The sequence below is a fragment of the Streptomyces sp. NPDC048352 genome (assembly GCF_040651895.1).
Lineage (GTDB): Bacteria > Actinomycetota > Actinomycetes > Streptomycetales > Streptomycetaceae > Streptomyces.
In genome coordinates, this window is the sequence record NZ_JBEZKZ010000030.1 from 38576 (window position 1) to 63489 (window position 24914).

General features: G+C 72.9%; 24 protein-coding genes and 2 tRNA genes. 8 read left to right on the top strand and 18 right to left on the bottom strand.

The window, feature by feature from the left end; translation table 11 throughout:
• Positions 1 to 157 precede the first annotated feature (157 nt).
• From def to AB0D45_RS17700, 8 genes are all read right to left on the bottom strand, one after another.
• Positions 158 to 793 (bottom strand): peptide deformylase, encoded by a 636-nt coding sequence (def, locus tag AB0D45_RS17665; RefSeq protein ID WP_361603522.1) that lies wholly within the window; start codon positions 791 to 793, stop codon positions 158 to 160.
• A 58-nt stretch (positions 794 to 851) separates the two neighbouring features.
• Positions 852 to 1847 carry a hypothetical protein gene (locus tag AB0D45_RS17670; RefSeq protein ID WP_361603525.1) on the bottom strand — a complete coding sequence of 332 codons (996 nt, stop codon included), beginning with the start codon at positions 1845 to 1847 and terminating at the stop codon, positions 852 to 854.
• Positions 1848 to 1951: 104 nt separating this feature from the next.
• The gene (locus tag AB0D45_RS17675; protein WP_362459799.1) at positions 1952 to 3244 is read right to left on the bottom strand and encodes an HD domain-containing protein; all 1293 of its coding nucleotides are present in this window, start codon (positions 3242 to 3244) and stop codon (positions 1952 to 1954) included.
• On the bottom strand, positions 3241 to 4653 hold the full coding sequence (locus AB0D45_RS17680; RefSeq protein WP_362459802.1) for an HD-GYP domain-containing protein: 1413 nt from the start codon (positions 4651 to 4653) through the stop codon (positions 3241 to 3243). The genes AB0D45_RS17675 and AB0D45_RS17680 overlap by 4 nt, the downstream gene beginning before the upstream one ends.
• Before the next feature lie 197 nt (positions 4654 to 4850).
• Entirely contained in the window at positions 4851 to 5153 is a 303-nt protein-coding gene (gene rsrA / locus AB0D45_RS17685) for a mycothiol system anti-sigma-R factor (RefSeq protein ID WP_361603531.1), read from the bottom strand.
• A complete protein-coding gene (locus AB0D45_RS17690; protein WP_007266438.1) occupies positions 5150 to 5794 on the bottom strand; it encodes a sigma-70 family RNA polymerase sigma factor in 645 nt (214 codons plus the stop codon). Before AB0D45_RS17690 ends, rsrA begins: the two co-directional genes overlap by 4 nt.
• Positions 5795 to 6151: 357 nt before the next feature.
• Positions 6152 to 6790, bottom strand: coding sequence for an alpha/beta family hydrolase (locus AB0D45_RS17695; protein WP_362459805.1), 639 nt, complete (start codon positions 6788 to 6790; stop codon positions 6152 to 6154).
• A 55-nt stretch (positions 6791 to 6845) separates the two neighbouring features.
• The gene (locus AB0D45_RS17700; RefSeq protein WP_362459808.1) at positions 6846 to 7661 is read right to left on the bottom strand and encodes an SOS response-associated peptidase; all 816 of its coding nucleotides are present in this window, start codon (positions 7659 to 7661) and stop codon (positions 6846 to 6848) included.
• Between the two features lie 53 nt (positions 7662 to 7714).
• Here AB0D45_RS17700 and AB0D45_RS17705 point away from each other — a divergent pair, with 53 nt between their 5' ends.
• The 4 genes from AB0D45_RS17705 (at position 7715) to AB0D45_RS17720 (ending at position 11299) form a co-directional block, all read left to right on the top strand.
• On the top strand, positions 7715 to 8428 hold the full coding sequence (locus AB0D45_RS17705; protein ID WP_361603540.1) for a M50 family metallopeptidase: 714 nt from the start codon (positions 7715 to 7717) through the stop codon (positions 8426 to 8428).
• 53 nt (positions 8429 to 8481) lie between these two features.
• Positions 8482 to 9840, top strand: coding sequence for a 3-phosphoshikimate 1-carboxyvinyltransferase (aroA, locus tag AB0D45_RS17710; RefSeq protein ID WP_362459811.1), 1359 nt, complete (start codon positions 8482 to 8484; stop codon positions 9838 to 9840).
• Positions 9841 to 9849: 9 nt separating this feature from the next.
• The gene (gene rsgA, locus AB0D45_RS17715; RefSeq protein ID WP_361603546.1) at positions 9850 to 10860 is read left to right on the top strand and encodes a ribosome small subunit-dependent GTPase A; all 1011 of its coding nucleotides are present in this window, start codon (positions 9850 to 9852) and stop codon (positions 10858 to 10860) included.
• 115 nt (positions 10861 to 10975) lie between these two features.
• Positions 10976 to 11299, top strand: a complete 324-nt coding sequence (locus AB0D45_RS17720) for a multidrug efflux SMR transporter (protein ID WP_351879369.1) — start codon at positions 10976 to 10978, stop codon at positions 11297 to 11299.
• Here the strand turns inward: AB0D45_RS17720 and AB0D45_RS17725 are convergent.
• A complete protein-coding gene (locus AB0D45_RS17725) occupies positions 11265 to 11834 on the bottom strand; it encodes a TetR/AcrR family transcriptional regulator (RefSeq protein WP_362459816.1) in 570 nt (189 codons plus the stop codon). The genes AB0D45_RS17720 and AB0D45_RS17725 overlap by 35 nt on opposite strands.
• A 136-nt stretch (positions 11835 to 11970) precedes the next feature.
• Between AB0D45_RS17725 and hisN the strand changes: the two genes are divergently transcribed.
• Together hisN and AB0D45_RS17735 are read left to right on the top strand one after the other, a co-directional pair.
• A complete protein-coding gene (gene hisN, locus AB0D45_RS17730) occupies positions 11971 to 12777 on the top strand; it encodes a histidinol-phosphatase (protein WP_362459819.1) in 807 nt (268 codons plus the stop codon).
• Positions 12778 to 12967: 190 nt separating this feature from the next.
• Positions 12968 to 13360, top strand: a complete 393-nt coding sequence (locus AB0D45_RS17735) for a CBS domain-containing protein (RefSeq protein ID WP_361610817.1) — start codon at positions 12968 to 12970, stop codon at positions 13358 to 13360.
• Between the two features lie 55 nt (positions 13361 to 13415).
• On the opposite strand, the gene AB0D45_RS17740 is transcribed toward AB0D45_RS17735, so the two are convergent.
• Complete coding sequence (locus tag AB0D45_RS17740) at positions 13416 to 14885, bottom strand: catalase (RefSeq protein ID WP_361610819.1); 1470 nt, start codon at positions 14883 to 14885, stop codon at positions 13416 to 13418.
• Between the two features lie 128 nt (positions 14886 to 15013).
• Here AB0D45_RS17740 and AB0D45_RS17745 point away from each other — a divergent pair, with 128 nt between their 5' ends.
• Positions 15014 to 15430, top strand: coding sequence for a Fur family transcriptional regulator (locus AB0D45_RS17745; RefSeq protein WP_361610820.1), 417 nt, complete (start codon positions 15014 to 15016; stop codon positions 15428 to 15430).
• A gap of 127 nt (positions 15431 to 15557) precedes the next feature.
• On the opposite strand, the gene AB0D45_RS17750 is transcribed toward AB0D45_RS17745, so the two are convergent.
• From AB0D45_RS17750 to AB0D45_RS17765, 4 genes are all read right to left on the bottom strand, one after another.
• Positions 15558 to 15631, bottom strand: a tRNA-Met gene (locus AB0D45_RS17750).
• Between the two features lie 72 nt (positions 15632 to 15703).
• Entirely contained in the window at positions 15704 to 17560 is a 1857-nt protein-coding gene (locus AB0D45_RS17755) for a tetratricopeptide repeat protein (RefSeq protein WP_362459824.1), read from the bottom strand.
• A 214-nt stretch (positions 17561 to 17774) separates the two neighbouring features.
• Positions 17775 to 17848, bottom strand: a tRNA-Met gene (locus AB0D45_RS17760).
• Between the two features lie 59 nt (positions 17849 to 17907).
• Complete coding sequence (locus AB0D45_RS17765; RefSeq protein ID WP_362459861.1) at positions 17908 to 20787, bottom strand: UPF0182 family protein; 2880 nt, start codon at positions 20785 to 20787, stop codon at positions 17908 to 17910.
• A gap of 126 nt (positions 20788 to 20913) precedes the next feature.
• Between AB0D45_RS17765 and AB0D45_RS17770 the strand changes: the two genes are divergently transcribed.
• Positions 20914 to 21486, top strand: a complete 573-nt coding sequence (locus AB0D45_RS17770) for a PPA1309 family protein (protein WP_361610520.1) — start codon at positions 20914 to 20916, stop codon at positions 21484 to 21486.
• Positions 21487 to 21532: 46 nt separating this feature from the next.
• Here the strand turns inward: AB0D45_RS17770 and AB0D45_RS17775 are convergent, their stop codons facing one another.
• From AB0D45_RS17775 to AB0D45_RS17790, 4 genes are all read right to left on the bottom strand, one after another.
• Positions 21533 to 22621: a PDZ domain-containing protein gene (locus tag AB0D45_RS17775; protein WP_362459827.1), complete on the bottom strand. Its 1089-nt coding sequence runs from the start codon at positions 22619 to 22621 to the stop codon at positions 21533 to 21535.
• A gap of 142 nt (positions 22622 to 22763) precedes the next feature.
• The gene (locus AB0D45_RS17780; RefSeq protein ID WP_361610523.1) at positions 22764 to 22961 is read right to left on the bottom strand and encodes a hypothetical protein; all 198 of its coding nucleotides are present in this window, start codon (positions 22959 to 22961) and stop codon (positions 22764 to 22766) included.
• Between the two features lie 168 nt (positions 22962 to 23129).
• The gene (locus AB0D45_RS17785; protein WP_361610525.1) at positions 23130 to 23591 is read right to left on the bottom strand and encodes a molybdenum cofactor biosynthesis protein MoaE; all 462 of its coding nucleotides are present in this window, start codon (positions 23589 to 23591) and stop codon (positions 23130 to 23132) included.
• Positions 23592 to 23725: 134 nt separating this feature from the next.
• Positions 23726 to 24892, bottom strand: coding sequence for an SDR family oxidoreductase (locus AB0D45_RS17790; RefSeq protein ID WP_361601394.1), 1167 nt, complete (start codon positions 24890 to 24892; stop codon positions 23726 to 23728).
• Positions 24893 to 24914 lie beyond the last annotated feature (22 nt).

The window sequence follows — 24914 nt, forward strand, 5'->3', positions numbered from 1 at the left end:
TCGGGAGCCGCCGGTCTGGCCGCGGTCCGGCCGCGGTGATGTCATCCGGGTGCACCGCGCAGGGCGTGGCGCGCCCTGCGGGACCCCCCACACGAAGGCCCCGCTCCGGTTGCCGGAGCGGGGCCTTCGTACGGGTGGAGGTGCGGCGCGCGGGCCGTCAGTCGTTCGGGACGACCTCGTAGCGCGGGGTGTTCTCCGCCATCTGCCGCAGGGCGTCCTTGCGGTCGCGCTTCGAGAGGCGGTCGATGTACAGGTACCCGTACAGGTGGTCCGTCTCGTGCTGGAGGCAGCGCGCGAAGTAGCCCGTGCCGCGGACCTTGATCGGGTTGCCCTGCGCGTCCTGGCCGGTGACCTCGGCGTAGTCCGGGCGGGCCAGGGAGGCGTAGGCGGTCGGCACCGACAGGCAGCCCTCGTTCGAGTCGTCCAGCACGCGGGATCCGGCCGGCAGCTCGACGAGCTTCGGGTTGACCACGACGCCGGTGTGGCGCACGCCGTCGTCGTCGGGGCAGTCGTAGACGAAGACCTTGGCGTCCACGCCGATCTGGTTGGCGGCCAGGCCCACGCCCTCGGCGGTCTTCTGGCTGGCGAACATGTCGTCGATCAGCTGCGCCAGCTCGTCGCCGAACTCGGTGACGTCCTTGCACTCGCGGTGCAGCACCGGGTTGCCGACCACCGTGATCGGGCGGGAGGTACCGCGCTCGCGGTGGGCGAGTTCGCGCGCCTCACAGTCCTCGGTGTCCACGACGTACCCCTCGTCGTCGATCGGGGTCACCTGGTTCTCCTGCTGCGCCATGTCCGCCGTACGCCTTCCCTCAAGTCCGTGGTGTGCCCGTACAGCCTACGGCCCGGGCTCAGCAGACTTCCTCGAGATCCCGCCACTCCCGGCTGTCGGGGCTGTCGGCGACCCAGCCGTCGAGGAGCCCGCGCACCAGGCCGGCCGGCGCGGCGATGCCGCATTCGCGCTCGGGGACCCACAGCGAGCCGGATCCGGCGGTGCGGTGGCCCAGCGGGCCGGGGTGGCCCGGTTCGCTGTGGTCGTGCGGGTCGACGTGGTCGCCGTTGTCCTCGCCGCTGGGCATCGGGCTCTCCGAGCAGGTCCGGCACAGCAGCCGGACCGAGGAGGACCAGTCCTCGGCGGCGAAGCCGGCGTCCGAGGCCAGCTGCTCGAGGGCGTCGCGGTCGGCCTCGGTGGCCGCCTCCAGCAGCACCACCCAGGTCGGCACCGGCGAGGGCGCCCACAGCTCGATCTCGTCGAAGACCGGGTACGCGGGCCCGGCGGCGGTGATCCGCTCGCCGTTCGGCACCCCGTCGTGCAGCACGACCTCGCCCCAGCGCCGCCCCGAGGAGGGCAGCGGGATGGACAGGACCTCCATGCGGGCCGGATCGAGCCTGCGGCCCCACACGACCTCGGCCTCCCCCTCGGGGGACAGCCGTACGGCGGCGCTGCCGAGTTCCATGCCGACGGGCTCGCCGGTCCCCGCCGTGCTGTGCGGGTCACCGGGCACCTTCAGCCCGTACGCCTGCCAGGCCCGCCGGGCCAGCGGCCAGTCCTGCAGCGCGGTCGCGGCGATCCCGACGTTCCACCAGTCCGGCGCGCCCGCCTCCCGGTCGAGCAGGGCCACGGCGCGCAGCCCGGCGGCCCTGGCCTGCTCCCAGTCGTGCCGGAACTTGTGCAGCAGGGCCAGGTTGAACCAGGACTCGGACAGCCAGGGCTCCAGGTCCGCCGCCCTGGTCAGCAGCGCACCCGCGTCCTCGTACCGACCGTCACCGATCAGCGTGAACGCCCGGTCGGTGGCCTGCCGCCACGAGGCGGACGGCCGATGCCGTACCTTCCCGAAGATCCTCACGATTCCCGCCTGCCGGTCCCACGGTGCAGCCTTGCGGGCACCCTCACGGACACTCTTACTGCATCCAACCATGCCCGCTCGGACGGCCGCTCATTACCCATGGGTTACCCCGGCGGAACGGGTACGACTCCGCCCCGCCCGCCCCTGGCCAGAACCCTCGCCAGGGACTCCACGACCTCCGGCTGGTAGTCGCGGCCGGTGCCCAGGCGCAGCTGCTCCAGGGCGGCCAGTGAGCCGCCCGGGTGACGGCTGCCGCCCGCCAGGTCGTCGTACGCGTTGACCGCCCGGACGATCCGGGCGGCGACGGGCTGCTCGCGGTACGGGTCCGCCTGGCGTTCCACGATCACCGCGACCTCCGCCGGCACCCCGGTCTGGCGGGCCACCTCCCCGCCCAGCTCGGCGATCCGGCGGGCCTCGGCGGCGGGCAGCTCCGCGGTGGCTCCGGCGGGGACCGGGTCGACGAGCGAGAGCTGGCCGATGTCGTGCATCAGCGCGGCGTACTCCAGCACCGTGAGCTCCCGCTCCGACAGTCCGAGCTCCCGGCCGACCGCGCAGCTCAGGGCGGCGACCCGGCGGGCGTGCCCGGGCGCGGTGTACCCGGCGATCTCGGTGGCGCGGGCGAGGGAGGTGATGGTCTGGCGGTAGGTCGTGCGGACGGCGGTGATGCGGTGGAAGGACATCTGGGTCAGCAGCAGCGGCACGCACAGGACCGGCAGGGCCCACAGGCCCGCCACGGCCACGCCGAGGGCCATCACCACCCCGGTGGCGCAGATCGCCGAGCCGACACCGAGCAGGGCGCGCAGCTCGTCGCGCAGCAGGGGCCCGTACGGCCACCCGGTGCGGGCCCCCGCCGAGGCGGCTGCGAGCACGGCGTCGCACAGGGCGGTGAGGCCGAGCAGGAGCAGCAGGAACAGCACGAGGTACGGGCCCTGCCCGATCCGGTCGCCGAGCCGCCCGGAGTGGTGGAGCGGCTGGAAGCAGACGGCGGCGAAGGCCACGGTGAGGACGCGGCGGGCCACGTGGTCCAGGGCCGGGCCGTGGCCGCGGGCGATGTGCGGGACGATCCCGGCGAGGGCGGCCGCGACGACGACGGCGACGGTCTGGAGCACCCCGTGGTGGGTGGGGTGGCCGGCGTTCTGCCCGAGCAGGGCGTAGGCCAGGGCCCCGGCGGAGCCGAGCGGTGCGGGCTGGCGGTCCTGGGTGGGGAGGTGCCCGGCCCCGTCGGTGGAGCGGCCCGGTCGGGGTTCGCGGCGGGCGAGTTCGCCGAGCGTGATCAGGGTGCCGAAGGCGAGGGCCGTGCCGGGCTCGACGACGCCGGTCCACAGGGTGTGGGCCAGCCCGGCGGCCGTGAGCACGCCCGCGGCCGCGCGTACGGCCCATACGGCGACGGCCCTCACCGGCCGCCCCCGGCCGGGTCGCGGGCCGCGCCGCCCTGGGCCGGCATCGCGGCCGGTCCCGGCTGCGGTGCGGCCGGGGCGGCCGGGGCGGCGGGGGCGGCGGGGATGACCTGGAGGTCCGCGTCGGAGGTCACCACCGGGTGCCAGCCGTGCCGGCCGATGGCGTCGACGAGGGCCCGCACCATCGCCGGGTCGTACTGCACCCCCGCACAGCGCTCCAGCTCCGCCAGGGCGGTCTCCACGGGCCGGGCCCGGCTGTAGGAGCGGGTCGAGGTCATCGCGTCGAAGGAGTCGGCCACCGCCACCACACGGGCCAGCACCGGGATCTGCTCGCCCCGGAGCCCGTACGGGTACCCGCGGCCGTCGACCCGCTCGTGGTGGTGCAGGATCGCGGACCGGGCCTCCCCGAGGAATCCGATGCCCCGCACCATCTCGTGCCCGTACTCGGGGTGCAGTTCGATGATCCGCCGCTCCTCGGGCGTGAGCGGTCCGTCCTTGCGCAGCAGCCGCGTCGGCACGCCCAGCTTGCCGACGTCGTGCAGGATCCCGGCGATCCGGACCACTTCGAGGCGGTCGTCGCCCATGCCCAGCTCGCGGGCGATCATCGCGGAGGCCTGGCCCACCCGCTCGCTGTGTCCGCGCGTGTAGCGGTCCTTGATGTCGACGGCCTGGACGAGGGCCCGGATCGTGGCCCGGTGCGCGGCGCGCTCGCGGTGGTACTGGGCGAACACCCAGCAGGAGACGTACATCGGCAGCAGGACGAGCAGCGCGGCCGGCACCCCGTAGGGGCTGCGCCACATCACGGCCATCATCAGGCCGGCGAGCCCGTGCACGCAGTGCGGGACCAGGGAGCGGGCGGCGGTGCCCCGCCAGGCGGTGGCGGCGGGCCGGCCCTCGGCGGCGGCCAGGACCGCGGCGTCGAGGGCGGTGAGCACCAGGCAGAAGGCGACGGCGGCGACGGCCGCGGGGAGCATCGCGTACGGGAAGCCGGCCACCCGGGCGGCGGGGTCCGTGCCCCGGCCGCCGCCGAGCAGCCCGTACGCCTGCCCGGCCGCCCATGCCGCCGTCGCCTGCTGGGCGGCGTGCCAGACCCGGCGCACCCCGGCGGGCCGCTGCACGACGCTCTGGGCGAACCCGCCGGGCAGGGCCACGAGCGCGGCGGCCGACGGCGGCAGCAGGAACACGGCGGCCATCACCACCGGGAAGAAGCAGCCGGCCCCCTCGGGGGTTCGGCGGCCCGGGAACGGCCGGGTCCGCACCAGCTCGCAGCCGAGGTAGAGGAGGGCCAGCAGGGCCACGGCCGGCCAGGGCGTCGAGGCCCCGGCGAGGAGGGCGGGGGCGGCGCAGGCCGCGGCGGCGAGGACGGCGACGACGACGCAGGCGCGCGCCATCGGCGGAAGTACCCGCATGGCGCTCTCCTCCCGCAGGGGTCCTACAGACCGGGTACCGGATCGAAGCGGTACCGAGAGGGGAGAATAGGTCGGCCCCCGAACGGAGCGGGGCACATTTTCGCATTGCGCCGTACGGACGCCCCCGGATTAGCACCTTCGGGTGAACGAAGTCGGTTTCCGGGGGCGGCAGTTCAGCGGTGGGTGAAGCCGGCTCTTCAGCCGGCCGGCGGCCCGGCGGTGATGTCGCCCTCGGGCACGGCCTGACCCGAACGGATCAGTTCGATCCGTCCCATGACCTTGGAGCGGAGATCGGTCGGCACGTCGTCCGACCCGCAGCAGCGCTTGACCAGCTTCTTCACGGCCTGTTCCAGGCCGTACTTCTCCAGACAGGGATTGCACTCGCCGAAGTGCGTCTCGAACTTCGTGCAGTCACTGTCGGGCATCTCGTGGTCCAGGAACTCATAGAGATGGTCCAGGACCTCGGCGCACTCCGTCTCGTGCGGCTCTCCGCAGCTCATGAGCCCGAGCCTTTCAGGTCGTTCGACTCTCCCGCGCCGGCGGGGACCAGCCCGCGCTCACGGGCATAGTCCTCCAGCATTCCGCGGAGTTGACGGCGCCCACGATGCAGCCGCGACATGACCGTACCGATGGGTGTACCCATGATGTCCGCGATCTCCTTGTACGCAAAGCCCTCTACGTCGGCGAGATAGACCGCGATGCGGAACTCCTCCGGAATGGCCTGCAGCGCTTCCTTCACATCGGAATCCGGCAGGTGGTCGAGCGCCTGCGATTCGGCGGAACGCAAACCGGTCGACATGTGCGACTCGGCGCGCGCCAGCTGCCAGTCCTCGATCTCCTCCGCGGCGCTGCGCTGCGGCTCACGCTGCTTCTTGCGGTAGGAGTTGATGAACGTGTTGGTCAGAATGCGGTAGAGCCACGCCTTGAGATTGGTGCCCTCGCGGAACTGGTGGAAGGACGCGTACGCCTTCGCGTACGTCTCCTGGACCAGGTCCTCGGCGTCGGCCGGGTTGCGCGTCATGCGCAGCGCGGCGGAGTACATCTGGTCGAGGTAGCCGAGGGCGTCCCGCTCGAAGCGCGCGTTGCGCTCCGCGGTCGTCTCCTGTGCCTGGCCTTCGTCGGTCCCAGCGACAGGACCCACCTCCTCCGACAGCGTGGCGGCTCCGAAAGCGGATCCGCTCGAATCGGAGAATAGTCGACCATCCCGGCCCTCCGCCGCCCGAAGCGAGCCGCGCTTGGGGGCGGGCAGTACCGTCCAGTCCAGGTCAGCGGCCTGCGGACGGTTCTGGCTGATGACCTGGGTCATGCGCTCCCTCTCCTCCGACGTCTTTCCCCTGCGTTCCGACACTCCCCACAACAGGCGGCCCCGGCAGCGCATTCCCGGGCGCACCAAGGGGTTCGGGGATCCGCCGGGGGCCGCGCGGGGCGGGTGAGCCGGGTCACTCCGGAATCTGTCAGGTCCCGGTCCGGGCGGGGCGGCGGCGGGCCGGAACCGGGCTCAGCCGATGAGCCGGGCGAGCCACGGGGCCACCGCGCCGGTGATCACCGCGAGGGCCTCCTCCTGGGTGGGTCCGGCCTTCTTCGGCACCGCGAAGCCGTGGTCGCCGAAGGGCACCTCCGCAAGTTCGTACGCCCCTTCGGGGAACTCCCCGGGCCGCCCGAACGGGTCCCGGCCGCCCTGGACCACCAGCGTGGGCAGCCCGGCGCCCAGCAGCTCCGCGGCGCGCGACCTCTCGGGGCGGCCGGGCGGGTGCAGGGGGAAGGCCAGCGCGAGCACCCCGGCCGCGCCCAGCGCGGCGGCCGTCCGGCAGGCCACCCGGGCCCCGGCGCTGCGCCCGCCGGCCACCACGGGCTGCCCGGGCCGTTCCAGCGCGGGCCACAGGGCGCGCCAGCCCTCGTCCAGCACCTTGGGCGCGGCGGCGACCTTCTTGCCGGCGACCCGCCAGGGCTGCTCGACGAGGGCCACGGTGACGTCCCGGGCGGGCAGGGCGGCGGCCAGGGCCTGGAGGTCGCGGGCCTCGATGCCGCCGCCGGCTCCGTGGCCCAGGGCCAGCACGAGCCGGGCGGAGCGGGCGGCGTGCCAGGTGATCCGGGCCTCGCCGGCCGGGGTGTCGACGCTCTCGGTGCGCGGGGTCATGGGCCCATCCTGCCGGGCGGGCGGCCCGCCCCGGCCGGTGGGACACGGCCTGCCCTCAGAAGAGCGTGCCCTCCTCCGGCGCGGCCAGCTCTCCCAGCAGCTCCGGCCCGTTGTTGCGCACGTTGCTCACGGCCGTGGAGACGGGGTAGGCCCGCATCAGCCCGCCGGGCGGGGGTGCCAGCAGGTCCCGCAGGCCCTGCTCGTCGGTGCGGGCGGGGTCGAGCCAGGCGTCCCAGCGGTCGGGGGTCAGCATCAGCGGCATGCGCGGGTGGATCTCGGAGAGCGAGCGCGGTCCCTCCGCGGGCGCGACCCCGAGCGGGGTGGTCTCGGCCTCGGCGGTGATCACCGAGCAGGTGGCCCACCAGGCCCGCGGGTGGTCGGCGGGCAGGGTCGCGTCGCGCCAGAACTCGTAGATCCCGGCCATCGCGAAGACGGAGCCGTCGGCGGGGAGCACGAAGTAGGGCTGCTTGCGGGCCCGCTTCTTCCTGCCCTCGACCTCCAGCTGCCGCTCGTCGTGCGCGGTGACCCACTCGTAGTACCCGTCGGCCGGGACGATGCAGCGGCGCTGTGCGAAGGGGCGGCGGAAGGAGGGCTTCTCGTGCAGGGTCTCGGACCGGGCGTTGATCATCCGGGCCGCGCCCTCGGGGTCCTTCGCCCAGGAGGGGACCAGGCCCCACTTCAGCGTCCGCAGCTGGCGAACCGGACGCGGGTCGCGCGCGTCTTTGAGGGGACGGTCGAGGACGACGTGGACCTCCTTCGTCGGCGCCACGTTCCAGTCGGGGGCGAGGGTCTCGCTCGGCTCCCACCGCTCGATCCCGAATATCCCCGCCAGCTCCTGGGGCGTCCGACTCGCCGCAAACCTTCCGCACATGGCTGACACACTGCCATGGCACCGACCCCCGACCGCAAGGAGCCAGCCACTCCATGGACAGCAGCACGACAGCCGGCCTGTGGGACCGGCTCACCGGAATACAGGCGCCGGCCCCCTGGTGGCTGGTGGTGGTGACGGGCCTGGCCGCGCTCGCGGCCGTCGCGCCCCGGGCGCTGTGGCTGCCGGCCCGCAACGCGATCACCATCGCGCACGAGGGCGGCCACGGGCTGGTGGCCCTGCTGACGGGGCGCAGGCTCTCCGGGATCCGGCTGCACTCCGACACCAGCGGGGTCACCGTCAGCTGGGGCAAGCCGACCGGGCTCGGGATGGTCCTGACCCTGGCCGCCGGCTACACGGCGCCCGCGCTGCTGGGCCTGGGCGGGGCGGCCCTGCTGTCGGCGCACCGCGTCACGCTGCTGCTGTGGGCGGCGACCGCGCTGCTGGTGGCGCTGCTGGTGATGATCCGCAACGCGTACGGGCTGCTGACGGTGGTGCTGACCGGCGGGGCGTTCCTGCTGGTGTCCTGGCTGGCCCCGGCAGCCGTGCAGGCGGCGTTCGCGTACGCGGTGGTCTGGTTCCTGCTGCTGGGCGCGGTGCGTCCGGTGTTCGAGCTCCAGGCCAAGCGCCGGCACGGCGGCGCGCCGGAGTCGGACGCCGACCAGCTGGGCCGGCTCACGCACGTCCACCCCGTCGCCTGGCTGCTCATGTTCCACACGGTCACCCTGTGCTGCCTCATCGGCGGCGGGCGCTGGCTGCTCGCCCTCTGAGACGGCGCCCCGATCCAGATCGGGGGCGGTGGGGAGCCACTAAAGTAAGGGCCATGACCGAGACCCCCGCGCTCCATGACCTCTGGCCCGCTCCGCTCGCGGACGGGGCCGTCCACGCCACCGTCACCGTGCCGGGGTCGAAATCGGTCACCAACCGGGCCCTCGTGCTCGCCGCCCTCGCGGCCGAGCCGGGCTGGGTGCGCCGGCCGCTGCGCTCGCGCGACTCCCAGCTGATGTCGGACGCGCTGCGCGCGCTGGGCGTCGGCATCGAGGAGACCGTCTCCTCCAGCTCCGCCGACGGCGACAGCGGCGAGGCCTGGCGGATCATCCCGGCCGCCCTGCACGGCCCGGCCACCGTCGACGTGGGCAACGCGGGCACGGTCATGCGCTTCCTGCCGCCCCTGGCCACCCTCGCCGACGGCGACATCCGCTTCGACGGCGACCCGCGCTCCTACGAGCGTCCGCTCGGCCAGGTCATCACCGCCCTGCGCACCCTCGGCGCCCGGATCGACGACGACGGCCGCGGCGCGCTGCCGATGACCGTCCAGGGCGGCGGGGCCTTGGAGGGCGGCACGGTCGAGATCGACGCCTCCAACTCCTCGCAGTTCGTCTCGGCGCTACTGCTCTCCGCCCCGCGCTTCAACCAGGGCGTGGAAGTCCGGCACGTGGGCGGCAACCTGCCGTCGATGCCGCACATCCGGATGACCGTCGAGATGCTGCGCGCGGCGGGCGCCCAGGTCGACACCCCCGAGGCCGGCGGCGAGAAGGACGTGTGGCGGGTGACGCCGGGCGCGCTGCTCGGCCGCGACATGGTCGTCGAGCCCGACCTGTCCAACGCCCAGCCCTTCCTGGCCGCGGCCCTGATCACCGGCGGCACGGTCACCGTCCCGGACTGGCCGCGCCGCACCACGCAGCCCGGTGACGCGCTGCGCCGGATCTTCACCGAGATGGGCGGCTCCTGCGAGCTGACCGACGCGGGCCTGGTCTTCACCGGCACCGGGAAGATCCACGGCATCGACGTGGACCTGAGCGAGGTCGGCGAGCTGACCCCGGGCATCGCCGCGGTCGCGGCGCTGGCCGACTCGGAATCGGTCCTGCGCGGGGTGGCGCACCTGCGGCTGCACGAGACGGACCGCCTGGCGGCGCTGACGGCGGAGATCAACGGCCTCGGCGGCGACGTCACCGAGACCGCCGACGGGCTGCGCATCCGTCCGCGCCCGCTGCGCGGCGGTGTCTTCCACACCTACGACGACCACCGCATGGCCACCGCGGGCGCGGTGATCGGCCTGGCCGTGGCGGGCGTGCGGGTCGAGAACGTGGAGACGACCGCGAAGACCCTGCCGGACTTCCCGAAGATGTGGGCCGACATGCTCGGTCAAGCTCCGCGAGGCACGACGGGAGCGGGAGCGTAGGGGACCGCCATGCGCAGGTACGGCAAGCACACCGACGAGGACGACATCCGCCAGCGCCCGAACCCCAAGGGCAACCGGGCCAGGACGAGCATCCGGCCCAAACACGAGGACGCCGCCGACGGCTTCGTCCTCACCGTGGACCGCGGCCGGCTGACCTGCCTGGTCGAGGACCGCAAGATCACCGCCATGAAGGCCCGCGAGCTGGGCCGCAAGGCAGCGGTCGTCGGCGACCGGGTGTCGCTCGTCGGGGACCTGTCCGGCAAGAAGGACACCCTCGCGCGGATCGTGCGGATCCAGGAGCGCAGGTCCGTCCTGCGGCGCACCGCGGACGACGACGACCCGTACGAGCGGGTGGTCGTCGCCAACGCCGACCAGCTGGCCATCGTCACGGCGCTGGCCGACCCGGAGCCGCGGCCCCGGATGATCGACCGCTGCCTGGTGGCCGCGTACGACGCCGGACTGGAGCCGCTGCTGGTGCTCACCAAGTCCGACCTGACCTCCGCCGACAAGATCCTGGAGATCTACGCGACGCTCGGCGTGAACTACGTGGTCACCAACCGCGAGGAGCTGGCGGTGGGCGACGCCGCCGAGCGGGTGCGCGAGCGCCTGGAGGGCCGGATCACCGCCTTCGTCGGCCACTCCGGCGTCGGCAAGACCACCCTGGTGAACTCGCTGGTCGGCGCGGGCCGCCAGCGCGCCACCGGCCACGTCAACGCCGTCACCGGCCGGGGCCGGCACACCACCACCTCGGCGCTGGCCCTGCCGCTGCCCTCCGGGGACGGCTGGGTCATCGACACGCCGGGCGTGCGCTCCTTCGGCCTGCACCACGTGGACCCGTCCCGGGTGGTCCTGGCCTTCCCGGACCTGGTGCCGGGGACCGAGGGGTGCCCGCGCGCGTGCAGCCACGACGAGCCCGACTGCGCGCTCGACCAGTGGGTGGAGGACGGCCACGCGGACCCCGCCCGGCTGTACTCGCTGCGGCGTCTGCTGGAGACCCGCGAGCGGCGCGAGGGCGACTGAGGCGCCCCGGCGGGCAGCGGGCCGGCCATCGGCGGGGTTTGCCCCGGGCCGCGTCTGGTAAATGCATAATCGCACCAAGTGACGCCGAGTCACGTGACGCGGGGAGGCATACGCCATGGCGTGGCTGCTGGTCGTGGTCGCCGGGTTCCTGGAAACGGGTTTCGCGGTGTGCCTCAAGCTGTCGCACGGGTTCACCCGGCTGTGGCCGACGATCGCCTTCGCGTGCTTCGCGCTCGGCAGCTTCGGACTGCTGACCCTGGCGCTCAAGAAGCTGGACGTGGGGCCGGCGTACGCGGTGTGGACGGGCATCGGGGCGGCCGGGACGGCGATCTACGGCATGGTCTTCCTCGGCGACCTGGTCTCCACCCTCAAGCTCGTCTCGATCACGCTGGTGATCCTCGGCGTCATCGGCCTCCAGCTCTCCGGCTCGGCGCACTGAGCAGCCCCAGCAGCTCCGCCCCCGCCGCCGGCTCCTGGCCCGGCTCCCCCGGCGCGACCACGTAGGACAGCGCGATCCGTACGGCGAGCTCGCAGCGGCGCGCCGGCTCCTGCGGCAGCGCGGCGGCGGCCCGGTCGCGGGCCGCCCGGGTCAGCTCCCCCGGTCCGAGCGCCTGCCGGCTCCCCGCGGCGGGCGGCGCCGGCAGGGCCGGCCCCCAGGAACCGGTCAGCAGGGCCCGTACGAGAGCCCGCGCGCGGGCCGCCCGTACGGTCCACTCGGCGACGGCGGCGAGCCGCTCGGCGGAGCTGTGCGCGGCCGGGGCGGCCAGCGCGCCGTCCACCCCGTCCAGGTACCAGTCGGCGGCGCGCCGCACCAGGGCCCGGCCCAGGCCCGCCTTGCCGCCGAACTCGTTGTAGAGGGTCTGGCGCGACACTCCGGCGGCGGCCGCGACCTCGACCATCCGCACCGCCGGCCAGGGCCGCGCGGCCAGCGCGGCCTCGGCCGCCCGCAGCAGGGACTCACGGGCCGTCGCCATCGCCACCTCCCCGCGGGGATCGCCGTCCGGGCCTCTCCGCCAGAGTTGACGGGCCGCCAGATCCTGTCAAGGGCGCGTCCCGGCCGCACTGTGGACCCCGTTCGCCGGGGGGCGGCGGTCTCGGTACTGTTCGGCCATGTCCACGTATGCCGATGACCTGCGCCTTGCCCTCGAACTCGCCGACGCGGCGGACGCCGCGACGATGCAGCGGTTCCGCGCCCTGGACCTCCAGGTCGAGACGAAGCCGGACATGACCCCCGTGAGCGAGGCCGACAAGGCCGCCGAGGAGGTCGTGCGGGCCGGCATCCTGGCCGCGCGGCCCGGCGACGCGATCCTGGGCGAGGAGTACGGGCTCAAGGGCGAGGGCCCGCGCCGCTGGGTCGTGGACCCGATCGACGGGACGAAGAACTACGTGCGCGGCGTGCCCGTCTGGGCGACGCTGATCTCCCTCATGGCCGAGGGCGGGGACGGGGTGTTCCGCCCGGTCGTCGGCGTCGTCTCGGCCCCGGCGCTGGGCCGGCGCTGGTGGGCCTCGCAGGGCGGGGGCGCCTTCGCGGGCGGCGCGCTGGGCGAGCCGTCCGGGCCGATCGGCGTGTCGAAGGTGGCCTCCCTGGGCGACGCCTCGTTCGCGTACTCCTCGCTGAGCGGCTGGGAGGAGCAGGGCCGGCTCCCCGGCTTCCTGGACCTGACGCGCGCCTGCTGGCGCACCCGGGCCTACGGCGACTTCTGGCCGTACATGATGGTCGCCGAGGGTTCGCTGGACCTGTGCGCCGAGCCGGAGCTGAACCTGTGGGACATGGCCGCCATCGCGGTCGTGGTCCAGGAGGCGGGCGGCCGGTTCACCAGCCTGGACGGGGTCGAGGGCGTGGACGGCGGCAACGCGGCGGCGTCGAACGGGCTGCTGCACGAGGAGATGCTCGGCTTCCTCAACCGCGCGGCCTGAGCGACCGCACGCCCCGAGCGCCCGCGCGCGGCGCCCGTACGCGCCGAGCGTGCCCCCTTGATGACTTTCCGTGTGCGTGGGAATCTGAGGATCCCCCCGCTTGTGCGCTTGTGAACGGCTTCTCTAAGTGGAGGCCCGCCACGCACCGCACCGACCCGGCGGGGGCTCACCCCAGGAGGTGGCTCCCTTCATGCTCGTCCGCGACGCCATGAGCACCGTGATCCTCACCCTCGGCCCCGCCCACTCCCTGCGTCAGGCGGCCTGCCTGATGTCCGGCCGGCGCGTCGGCGCGGCCGTCGTCCTCGATCCCGACCACAGCGGCATCGGCATCCTGACCGAGCGCGACATCCTGAACTCGATCGGCGCGGGCCACGACCCCGACCGGGAGTCGGTGGGCGCCCACACCACGAACAACGTCGTCTTCTGCACCCCCGACGCCACCGTGCAGGAGGCCGCGGAGGCGATGGCACACGGCGGGTTCCGGCATCTGATCGTGCTGGAGGACGGCGGCCCGGTGGGCATCGTCTCCGTACGCGACGTCATCCGCTGCTGGGTTCCGGCCCGCCGGGCCGTGCCCGCGTAGGCCGGAGGGCCGGACCCCGACGGGGTCCGGCCCTTCAGCCCCCGGCAAGGGAGCGTCAGCCGCGCAGGGCCTGGACCGCGACCTCGAGCCGCTTGCCGAAGTCTCCGTCCGCCTGACGGAAGTTGTCGATCGCACGCTCGACGATGTCGTCACGCGAGACCTTGGCTATGAAGCCGGACAGGTTCTCGATCAGACGGGTCTTCTCCTCCTCGGAGAACAGGCGGTAGAGGTTGCCGGCCTGGACGAAGTCGTCGTCCTCGGCGTGCGACGGCGTGGCGTGGTTGCCCGTGCCGCCGGTCACCGGGGTGGACTGCCACAGCGCGCGGTCCGTCTGGAAGGGGCCGCCGAAGCTGTTCGGCTCGTAGTTCTTCGCGCCCTTGTGGCGGCCGTCGTAGAGGAAGCCGTCACGGGAGTTGGTGCGCGCCTCGGTGGCGTGCGGGCGGTTCACCGGCAGGTGGTCGGCGTTGATGCCGACGCGGTAGCGGTGCGCGTCGCCGTACGCGAAGAGACGGCCCTGGAGCATCTTGTCCGGGGACGGACCGATGCCGGGGACGAAGTGCGCCGGGGAGAAGATGGACTGCTCGACCTCGGCGAAGACGTTCTCCGGGTTGCGGTTGAGCTCCAGCTTGCCGATCTCGATCGGCGGGTAGTCCTCGTGCGGCCACACCTTGGTGAGGTCGAACGGGTTGAAGCGGTAGTCCGCCGCCTCGGCCGCCGGCATGATCTGGACCTGCACGGTCCAGGTCGGGAAGTCGCCCCGCTCGATGGACTCGCGCAGGTCGCGCTGGTGGGAGTCCGGGTCCTCGCCGGCGAGCCGGTTGGCCTCGGCCTGGGTGAGGTTCTTGATGCCCTGGTCGGTCTTGAAGTGGTACTTGACCCAGAAGACCTCGCCGGCCTCGTTGTTCCACTGGAACGTGTGCGAGCCGTAGCCGTTCATGTGGCGGTAGGACGCCGGGATGCCGCGGTCACCGAACAGCCAGGTCACCTGGTGGGTGGACTCGGGCGACAGGCCCCAGAAGTCCCAGACGTTGTCCGGCTCCTGCGAGCCCGTGTACGGGTCGCGCTTCTGGGTGTGGATGAAGTCGGGGAACTTGATGGCGTCCCGGATGAAGAAGACCGGGGTGTTGTTGCCGACGAGGTCGTAGTTGCCCTCTTCGGTGTAGAACTTCAGCGCCCAGCCGCGCGGGTCGCGGCGCGCGTCGGCGCCGCCGAGGCTGTCGGCGACGGTGGAGAAGCGCAGGAAGGTCTCGGTCTGCTTGCCGACCTCGGAGAGGAACTTGGCGCGGGTGTACCGGGTGACGTCGGCCGTCACCGTGAAGGTGCCGTAGGCACCGGCACCGCGGGCGTGCACCACGCGCTCCGGGATGCGCTCGCGGTTGAAGTGCGCGAGCTTCTCCAGCAGGAGCTGGTCCTGGACCAGAACCGGGCCGCCGGGACCGGCGGTCTCGCTGTTCTGGTTGTCGGCGACCGGCGCCCCGGCCTCCGTGGTGAGCGGTCCCTGCGTCACGTGCGCCTCCTGCGTCATTCCTGCGTGTCCTGTCCTCGCCGTGTGTTGTACCCGATCCTACAATGGACTTTGTCTAAGTCAAGCGCACATCCAAGTCCACACCGGTTCGGGATCTGCACCGAGTCCCCGCTGTTAGGCTGGCGTGTATGAGTGACCTGCTGGAACGACTTCGCGGACGCGGCTGGCGCATGACGGCCCAGCGCCGCGTCGTGGCCGAGGTGCTCGACGGTGACCACGTTCACCTGACGGCAGACGAGGTGCACGCACGCGCTGTGACCAAACTGCCGGAGATTTCTCGAGCCACGGTCTACAACACCTTGGGCGAGCTGGTCTCGCTCGGCGAGGTCCTGGAAGTCTCGACGGACCGGCGTGCCAAGCGGTACGACCCGAACGCCCACCGCCCCCACCACCACCTGGTCTGCGCCCAGTGCGGTGCCATCCGGGACGTGCACCCGGCGGGCGACCCGCTGGCGGACCTGCCCGACGGCGAGCGCTTCGGCTTCACGGTCTCGGCGGTCGAGGTGACCTACCGCGGGGTCTGCCCCAACTGCGCGGGCGCCTAGAAACGACGCGGGACACGACGCGAGAAGGGCGGGAGGCTCCGGGCCTCCCGCCCTTCCCGCATGCCGTCTTCGCGATCAGAAACGACTCGAGGCCCGGATCCAGGGGATCCGGGCCTCGGGCCTTCAGTAGCGGGGACAGGATTTGAACCTGCGACCTCTGGGTTATGAGCCCAGCGAGCTACCGAGCTGCTCCACCCCGCGTCGGTAAACCCGACTCTACGGGAGGCCACCCGGCAGATGCAAATCAGTTGGCCGGCGCCCCGCACGGGGCGTTCAGGCGGACAGCTCCTCCGCCAGCGCGTCGCGCAGCCGGGCGGCGCGCTCGGACACCTCGGCCGGCCCCAGCTCCATGGCCCGCACGCACCACTTCTGCCCCTCCGCCAGATCGCCGTGCCGGGCCGCGAGCAGCCCCAGCCGCAGCGCGGCCCGGCCGTGCCCGGCCACCGCCGCGCGGGTCCACCACAGGGCCGCCTCGGGCTCGTTGCCCTCGCGGGCCAGCAGCAGCCCCAGGTTGAAGGCGCCGTTGCGCGAGCCCGCCTCGGCCGCCTCCCGGTACCACCGGGCGGCCACCGCGAGGTCGCCCCGGGCGGCGGCGAGCATGCCGACCCGCACCTGGGCCCGCCGGTGGCCCTGCTCGGCGGCACGCTCGTACCACTCCTCGCTCTCGGTGCGGGCCGCGCCGCCGACGGGCTCGCCGAGGGCCACCGGCTCCGGCGGCGGGGCCAGCGACTCCAGCAGGGACGCCAGGCGGAACGCCGCCTCCGCGCTGCCGCCGCCCGCCGCGCACCGCAGGTGCCGCTCGGCGGCCCGCTCCTCGCCGTCGCGCACCAGGGCGATCCCGACCTGGAGCGCGGCGTCGGTGTGCCCGGCCGCCGCGGCCCGCTCGTACCACTTCAGCGCGGAGCGGTCCTCGTCGCGGCTGGCGAAGAGGATCCCGAGGTTGAAGGCGGCGTCGACGCTGCCCGCCTCCGCCGCCTTGGAGAACCAGGGCTCGGCGCCCGCCGCGTCCCCGGCCTGGAGCAGCATGATCGCGAGCGCGTTGGCGGCCTCGCGGTGGCCGGCGTAGGCCGCCCGCCGGTACCACTGCTCGGCCTGCGCGGTCCGCTCCTGGGCGGCACAGAGGAGGGCGAGGTTGTAGGCGCCGTTGTGATCGCCCGCGTCCATCGCGACCCGGTACCACTTCTCGGCCGTCTGGGTCTCGCCGCGGGCCGCGTGCAGCGCGCCCAGGGCGTTCGCCGCGTTGCCGTCGCCGTCCTGTGCCGCCCGGTGCCACCAGGCGGCCGCGCTGTCCTCGTCGCCGGCGTCGCGCAGCAGGAAGCCCAGGGCGCACGCCGCCCGGGCCTCGCCCTGCTTGGCGGAGCTCAGGTACCAGCGGCCGGCCTCCTTCAGCTCGCCGCGCGCCTCCAGCAGGGCGCCCAGGTGCAGCCCGGCGCGCCGGTGTCCGCGCGCGGCGGCCTGGCGGTACCACTGCTCGGCCTCGGCGGGGTCGCCCTTGCGCAGATGGCGGGCGAGCCGGTACGCGGCCTCGCGGTGCCCCTGCTCGGCGGCGGCCCGGTACCAGCGCTCGATGCCCTTGTCCCCCCGGTGTTCCAGCAGGTCGGCCAGGCCGTACGCGCCCAGGGCGTGCCCGGACTCCGCCGCCTGGCGCAGCCAGTACTCGGCGGCGGGCTCGTCACCGCGCTCGCGGTAGTGGCGTCCCAGGGCGTGCGCGGCGGGGGCGGAGCCGGCGACGGCGGCGACCCGCCACCAGCCCGCGGCCTCCTCGGGGTAGCCCCGCTGGAGGAGCAGGACCCCGAGGTTGTTGGCGGCGGCGCGGTCGCCGGCGGCGGTGGCGCCGCGCAGGTAGGGCTCCGCCCCGGCGAGGTCGCCGCGGCGCAGCAGCAGCGCGCCGAGCACGCTCATGGCGCCCGGGTCGCCCTTGTCGGCGGCCACCCGGTGACGGGCCTCCAGCTCGGCGTCGGTGGCGCCCTCCGCGTCTCCGAACGCTTCTGCCGCGAAATCCGCATCGGTCAGTGCGGTCTGCGCGTTAACGGTCGGAGCGGCCTTGCCCGTTCCCGTGCCCGACTCGGCCTCCGCCCTCACAAACCGCCCTGTCTCCAGCAGAGTTGACCTGTCCCCCATAAATCCCATCGTCGCATCACCTGCTACCCGCGTACACCTGGTATGTCGCAGCCAGTGAGGTCACTACAGCGTTTTGTCGACATGCCCACAGAGAGACAAGTCAAACACGCTCATACCCCAACTCACCCGCCCCAGTGACCCCGTGTCCCCCAGCCGCGCCCGTTCGGCGGCTCCGGACATGACGAAGGCCCGGATCCCATGGGATCCGGGCCTTCGTCTTCAGTAGCGGGGACAGGATTTGAACCTGCGACCTCTGGGTTATGAGCCCAGCGAGCTACCGAGCTGCTCCACCCCGCGTCGGTGAAACCACAGTATCACGACGCGGGACGGAACCGTTACGGCGTTGTCCGCACCGCCTACCCGGCCGGCTTGGGCGCCGTCAGCTTCGCCTCGGCTTCGACCGCCCGCTTCAGCGCCGCCTGGAGGTCGCTCTGCGCCTTGCCGTACGCCGCCCAGTCGCCCGCCTTCATGGCCTTGTCGGCCTCCTCGACGGCCTTCTGGGCGTCGGCGAGGGCCGCCTTGACCGTCGGGTCCTGCCCGGTCGGCGGGGTGTTCGGGTTCGTCGGGGTGGTCGGCGGCGTCGGCGTGGTGGGCGTGGTCGGGGCCTCGGCTCCGAAGACCACGCTCAGCGCCTTCTCCAGGGTGTCCTCGAAGGCCGTCTGTCCGCCGTAGGTCACCAGCACCTTGCGCAGCAGCGGGTACTTCAGCCCGGAGCTGCGCACGTACACCGGCTCCACGTAGAGCATGCCGCCGTCCATCGGGACCGCGAGCAGGTTGCCGTACTCGATCTCCGAGTCGCCGCCGCGCAGCAGGCGGATCGACTCGGCGATCTTCGGCTCCGACTGGAACTTGCTCTGGACCTGGCCGGGGCCGTCCGGCGGCTTGCTGGTCGGCATCTTCAGGATGCGGATCTTGCCGTAGTCCTTGGTGCCGGGATCGGCGTTGACCGCCATGAAGGCGCTCAGGTTGGGCCGCTCGTTCGGCGTGAAGGTCGTCGTGAGCGAGAAGACCTGGTCCTTCTCCGGCTGGCCCGGCATCTTCATCGACAGGTAGTACGGCGGAACCGCCGTACCGGCCTTGGTCGTCGGGTCGTCCGGGACGGCCCAGGCCTCACTGCCGCTGAGGAAGGTCTGCGGGTCCGTGACGTGGTAGCGGGTCAGCAGCTCGCGCTGGACCTTGAAGAGGTCCTGCGGGTAGCGCAGGTGGTCCATGAGCGGCTTGGAGATCTCGCTCCTGGGCTTGACCGTGCCCGGGAAGGCCTTCATCCAGGTCTTCAGCACCGGGTCCTTGGTGTCCCACTGGTACAGGTCGACGGTGCCGTCGTAGGCGTCGACCGTGGCCTTCACCGAGTTGCGGATGTAGTTGACCTGGTTCTCCTGCGCCACCACCGCGCGCTGGCTGTTGGTCAGCGAGTCCGCGGTGCTCTGGCCGAGCGTGGTCCGCGAGGCGTACGGGTAGCCGTTCGTCGTGGTGTAGGCGTCGACGATCCACTTGATGCGGCCCTCGACCACGGCCGGGTACGGGGCCCCGTCGATGGTCAGCCAGGGCGCGACGGCCTCGACGCGGTCCTTGGGCGTGCGGTTGTAGAGGATCCGCGAACCCTCGCCGATGGCGCCCGAGTACAGGATCTGCGGCTCGCTGAAGGCGAGCGCGTACGCGGCCCGGTTGACGGGGTTGTCCAGGTTGACCCCGGAACGGCCCTCGTAACTGGTCTCCTTCTCGCCCCTGTCGTCCGAGTAGTCGAGCTCCTTCTGCGGACCGCCGACGATCGAGTACTGCTTCGTCTGCTCGCCGTAGTAGATGCGCTGCTCGAAGTCCGTGCCGAACATGCCCTTGGAGGGGAGGTCGGACTGGGTGAAGTCGGGGGCGCCGTCCTTGACGGTGGTGCCCTTGGCCGCGACCACGCCGTAGCCGTGCGTGTACTTGAAGTGGTCGTTGATCCAGTTGTTCTTCGGGATGCCGCCGATGTTCAGCTCGCGGAGCCCGATGACCGTGTCCTGGCCCTCGTACCGGTCGACCGCCAGCGTGGACGGGAAGCCGTAGTAGCCCTTGACCTGCTGGAGCTGCTGGAAGGCCGGCGAGACGATGTTCGGGTCGAGGAGGCGCAGGCTGGCCGTGCTGTCGGCCACCGGCCGCAGCTTGGTCCGGTCCTCGGTCTGCGGCACGCCCGGGTACTCCCCGACGTCCGCTCCCTCGATGCCGTAGGCGTCCCGCGTCGCCTTGATGTTCTTCTCGACGTACGGCGATTCCTTGGCCTGCTCGTTCGGCTGGACCTGGAACTTCTGCACGATCGCCGGGTACAGCCCGCCGATGAGGATCGCGGAGAGGACCATCAGGCCGAAGCCGATGACGGGCAGCTGCCAGGTGCGCCGCCACAGGGTGGCGAAGAACAGCACCGCGCAGATCGCCGCGATGGCGACGAGGATCGTCTTCGCCGGGAGGTAGGCGTTGGCGTCGACGTAGCGCAGGCCCGCCCAGTTGTCGGCGGCCTTGAAGTCGCTGGACTTCACGGCGAGGCCGTACCGGTCGAGCCAGTACGCGAGCGCCTTCAGGGTGACGAAGAGGCCGAGCAGCACCGACAGGTGCCCGGTCGCCGCGGCGGTGGCCCGGGCGCCCGGGCTGGTCACGCGCAGTCCGCCGTACAGGTAGTGCACGACGACGGCGGCGATCACCGACAGCACGACCGCGGCGAAGCCGAAGCCGAGCAGGAAGCGGTACCAGGGCAGGTCGAAGGTGTAGAACGACACGTCCAGGTGGAACTGGGGGTCCTTCTTGCCGAAGGGCACCCCGTTCACGTACATCAGCCAGGTCTTCCACTGGCCGGCCGCCGACGCGCCCGCGATCAGCCCCACGATCACGGCGATGGCGAGGAGCAGCCACTTCTTGTACGGGGCGACGCTCATCCGGTAGCGGTCGAGGCTCTGCTGCTCCATCGACATCGCGCTGAGCGGCGGCCGCAGCCGGTGCGCCAGCCAGATGTTCAGCCCGACGGCAGCGGCCATCAGCAGGCCGAACACCGCGAAGAGCCCGATCTTGGTCCACAGGGTGGTGGTGAAGACCGAGGAGTACTTGACGGAGCGGAACCAGAGCCAGTCCGTCCAGAACCCGGCGAACATGACGAACGCCATCGCCAGGACGGCAAGGACGCCCAGGGTCGTCAGAAGAGTCCGGGCACGCCGGGACGGGCGGCCGACTCTCATCCGTGGCCCGGAGGGGCCTCCGCCGCGGTCCGGCATCTGGAAAGCCAAGGTGCGCACCTCGAAAGTCGCTGTGTCTGGTCCTGGGCCCACGATCGTAGGGCCCACCCATGCAACTTACTGAGGCTTTAGTCAGTTCCCGGTATCGGGGGGAAAGGAGGCAGGATGTTGTCCATGTCCAACCTTTCGCCCTCCCCAGGCACCCCCATGGCGGCCGGTCCGCTCACCCGCGCCGTCCTCGAGATCGACGAGTACGCCTCCACCCTCGGCTGGGACAAGCCGGCCCGGCTGTTCGCCCTGGTCGACACGGCCCGGCTGCGCAGGCAGGAGCCCCGGCTCGCGGGGCAGCTCGGCCTCGACCAGGACGACACCGGCAAGAGCCAGCTGACCCCCATCGAGCAGGAGGAGGTGCCGGCCGGGACCCCGCTGGACAAGTTCCTGGGGACCATCGCCTGGCCCGACGCGGTCGTGGGGTGCGCGCTGACGGTGGAGCGGCTGATGCTGCCGCCGTCAGCGGAGGCCTCCGTACCGGCGGGGCTCAGCGACAAGCAGCTGACCCAGTGGGTCGCCGACCACCCCGAGCGGCAGGAGGTCCGCCTGACGGTGGGCGTCCTGCGCGACGGCTCGCGCGAGTCGGCCGTACGGCTGCGCGACAAGGACTCCTCGAGCGAGGTGCTGACCGGCGCGGGCCTGGTGCCGGGCCTGGCCGAAGCGCTGGCGGCGACCTTCCTCGGCTAGACGGCCCGGCGGCCGGGCCGTCGGCGGGGGCGGGGGCGGGGCGCGGTCAGGACGCCGAGCACTTCGGCAGTCCGGCCGTGTCCCCCTTGCCGATCTTCTCCAGGGCCTTCGTGGCGTCGCCGATGGTCGAGACCTTCACCAGGGTCAGGCCGTCGGGCGTGTGCGAGGCGGCGGAGGCGCAGTTCTCGGCCGGGGTCAGGAAGTACTCGGCCCCGGCCTTGCGGGCGCCGATGGTCTTCATCTGGATGCCGCCGATGGGGCCGACCTTGCCCTCGTCGTCGATGGTTCCGGTGCCGGCGATGAACTTGCCGCCGGTGAGGTCCTCGGGGGTGAGCTTGTCGACGATGCCGAGGGCGAACATCAGGCCGGCGCTCGGGCCGCCGACGTCGGCGAGCTTGATGTCGATCGGGAACGGGAAGGTGTGGTCGGTTCCGGCCCGGATGCCGACGATGGCGTGGCCGTCGTCCTCCGCCTTGCCCGCGGTGATGGTGACCTTCGACGTGGTGGTGGGCTCGCGGTTCGCCTTCTCGGCCTCGGCGGCCTCGGGGGCGGGCACGATGGTGAACACGACGGGCTCGCCGGGCTTGTGCTTGGTCACGAGCTTGGCGACGTCGCCCGGGGCGGTGACGGCGGCGCCGTCCACCTCCTTGATGACGTCCCCGGCGTGCAGCTTGCCCTCGGAGGGGCTGCCCTTGACGACGGTGGAGACGACGACGCGGGCGGAGACCGGGATGCCGAGCTGCTTGAGGGCGGCCACCTTGGCGCTCTCCTGCGACTGGCTGAACTCCTCGGCGTTCTCCTGCGTGGATTCCTTGTCCGTCTTGCCGTTCGGGTAGAGGTTCTCGTGCGGCACGACGATGTTGTCGTCGGCCAGCCAGCCGTACACCGCTTCCAGCAGGTTCATGTCGTAGTCGGCGCCGGTGACGCGGACCGTGGTCATGTTGAGGTGGCCGCTGGTGGGGTAGGTCTTGTGGCCCCCGATGTTGAGGACCGGCTCACCGCGCGAGTCTCCCAGCGTGTTCACCGTCGGGCCCGGGCTCATCTCGGAGTAGGGGACCTTGATGAAGACGCCCGCGCAGAGCAGCGCGAACAGCACGAGGAAGGAAGCGAGCATCGTCGCGGTGCGGCGTGGCATGGACCGACAGTACGGGACGGCCCGACCGGGCGGCCCGTGGGGCCGGTCGGGTACGGGGCCCGCGGGCGGAACTCTCACGGGATTCTCAGCCGGGGCCTGGTCAGCGGGCCTGTCGGGGACGGGAGGGGACTCACGGGACGCGTCAGACGGCGTCGGAACCGGAGTGTGCCTTTTCGTTCGTCCCGGACCGGTCGGCGCGGTCCATGGCCTCTCGGAACCTGGCGTAACCGGCCAGCTCGGATATGTCGCCCTGGGTGCGGTCGCGCGCCGCCCAGCTGCCCCATATCGCGGCCCCGATGGCGGCGAACAGCGGAATCAGCAGCCACACCAGTGATGCCATGGACGTGCCTCCCTGCCCCGAAAGTGCGTGTCGTTGGTGGCTTCAACGCTCGTGCCCGGGAGGGGGTTACGCAAATCGAGGGCGTGTTGCGCGGCCGAACGGGGGTGAGGCTACTCCCTGCGGGTGAGGGGCCGGAACCCGGCCCCCCGGTGGGGCGTACCGCCTGGTTCAGCAGGCGCCGACCCACTCCTCGGTGCCGTCCGCGAAGGTCTGGTGCTTCCAGATCGGGACCTCGTGCTTGAGGTCGTCGATCAGCATGCGGCAGGCCTCGAAGGCCTCGCCCCGGTGCGGGCAGGAGACGGCGACGACCACGGCCAGGTCGCCCACGGCCAGGTCGCCGATGCGGTGCACGGCCGCCAGGGCGCGGACCGGGTACTTCGCCACGACACGGTCGGCGATCCGGCGCATCTCGGCCTGGGCCGTCGGGTGGCAGGAGTAGCCGAGCGAGTCGACGTCGGCGCCCCCGTCGTGGTTGCGCACCGTCCCGACGAAGAGGGTGGTGCCTCCCGTGGAGTCGTCGCCGACGGCCTGGAAGACCTCGTCGATCGAGAGCGGGGTCTCACGGATCTCGAGCAGCCGGATGGGGTCCTGAGCGGCCTGCTCGCCGGGGTGGTCGAAGTGCGGTGCCATGGTCCCCATCGTGCCCTAGCCGCCGGTACGGCGGAATAGCCGTTTCGCCCGGGGCCCGCCGCCCCGGTTGGGAGCCCCCTACCGGGGCGGGGCCCCGTCCCGGCCCGGGCCGGTAGGGGGCCCGGGCCCGCGGGTCACAGGCCGCGGCGGCGCCGGGCGCGGCGGACCGCGGCGGCGGCGCCGAGCAGGGCCACCGTCGCGCCGGCGGCGCCGGCGGCCGTGGCGGCGTCCTTGCGGCCCAGGCGGCGGCCCACGACGGTGTGGCGGCCCGCCACCTCCTGGAGCAGCTCGGCCAGCACCTCCTCGTTGGTCCAGCGGGGCCGCCAGCCCGCCGCGTGCAGCCCGCTGACGCTGACCACCCACGGGTGCATGGTGTAGGCGAGGTCCCCGGCCGGGGAGGGCGTCAGGCCGATCCGGTGGAGCCGGGCCGCGGCGCCCAGGGCGACGGCGGAGGGCAGCTCCATGCGGCGGATCCCGCTGAGCTCCTCCACCTCCTCCTGCTCCAGCCAGCCCTCGCAGCCCACGGCGAGCTCCCCCTCGACCTTCTCCAGGGCCGCGTACTCCAGGGCGCTGACCAGGTCCTCGACGTGGCAGAACTGCCAGGTGGGCCGGGAACCGGCGACGACGAGCAGGCGCGGGGACTCGAAGTAGCGGGTCAGGGCGGTGTCCGTGCCGCCGACCAGGACCGCCGGGCGGACGACCGTCACGTTCAGCCCGGGGTGCGCGCGGGGGGCACGGCGGCCCAGGCGCTCGATCTCCAGCAGGTCGCCGACGCCGGTGGCCTCGGCGGTGGCGCGCAGCTCGGAGTCCTCCGAGAGCGGGATGTCGTTGTCCGGCAGGGCCCCGTAGACCATCGCCGAGGTGCACAGCACGACGCGGTGCACCCCGGCCGCCGCGGCGGCCGTCAGGACGGTCTGGGTCCCGCGTACGTTGTACGCGGTCCGGGCCGCCGGATCCGTCTCCAGGTCGAGGTCCAGCGCCAGGTGGACGACGACGTCGGCGCCGCGCAGCTTCTCGGCGATCGCCGGGTCCCGTACGTCCAGGACGTGCCACTGCGCTTCGGCGCAGTCCCCGCGCCGCTCGTCGATGGCCACGACCTGCTTGACCTCGTCGGAGGCGGCCAGGCGGCTCACCAGGGCGGCGCCTACCCCGGAGGCCGCGCCGGTCACCGCGATCACGGGGCTGCGTCGTCGGGGGCCGTCCTGGTTTCGCGGCTGGCGAACGCCGGAGGCGCTGTCGTCGTGCTCAGGGCGGTTTTCGGCGTCGTGCGGCGCGCGAGCCTGCGGATCTGGGGAACTCACCGGGCGTCTCCAGCGGTTGTCT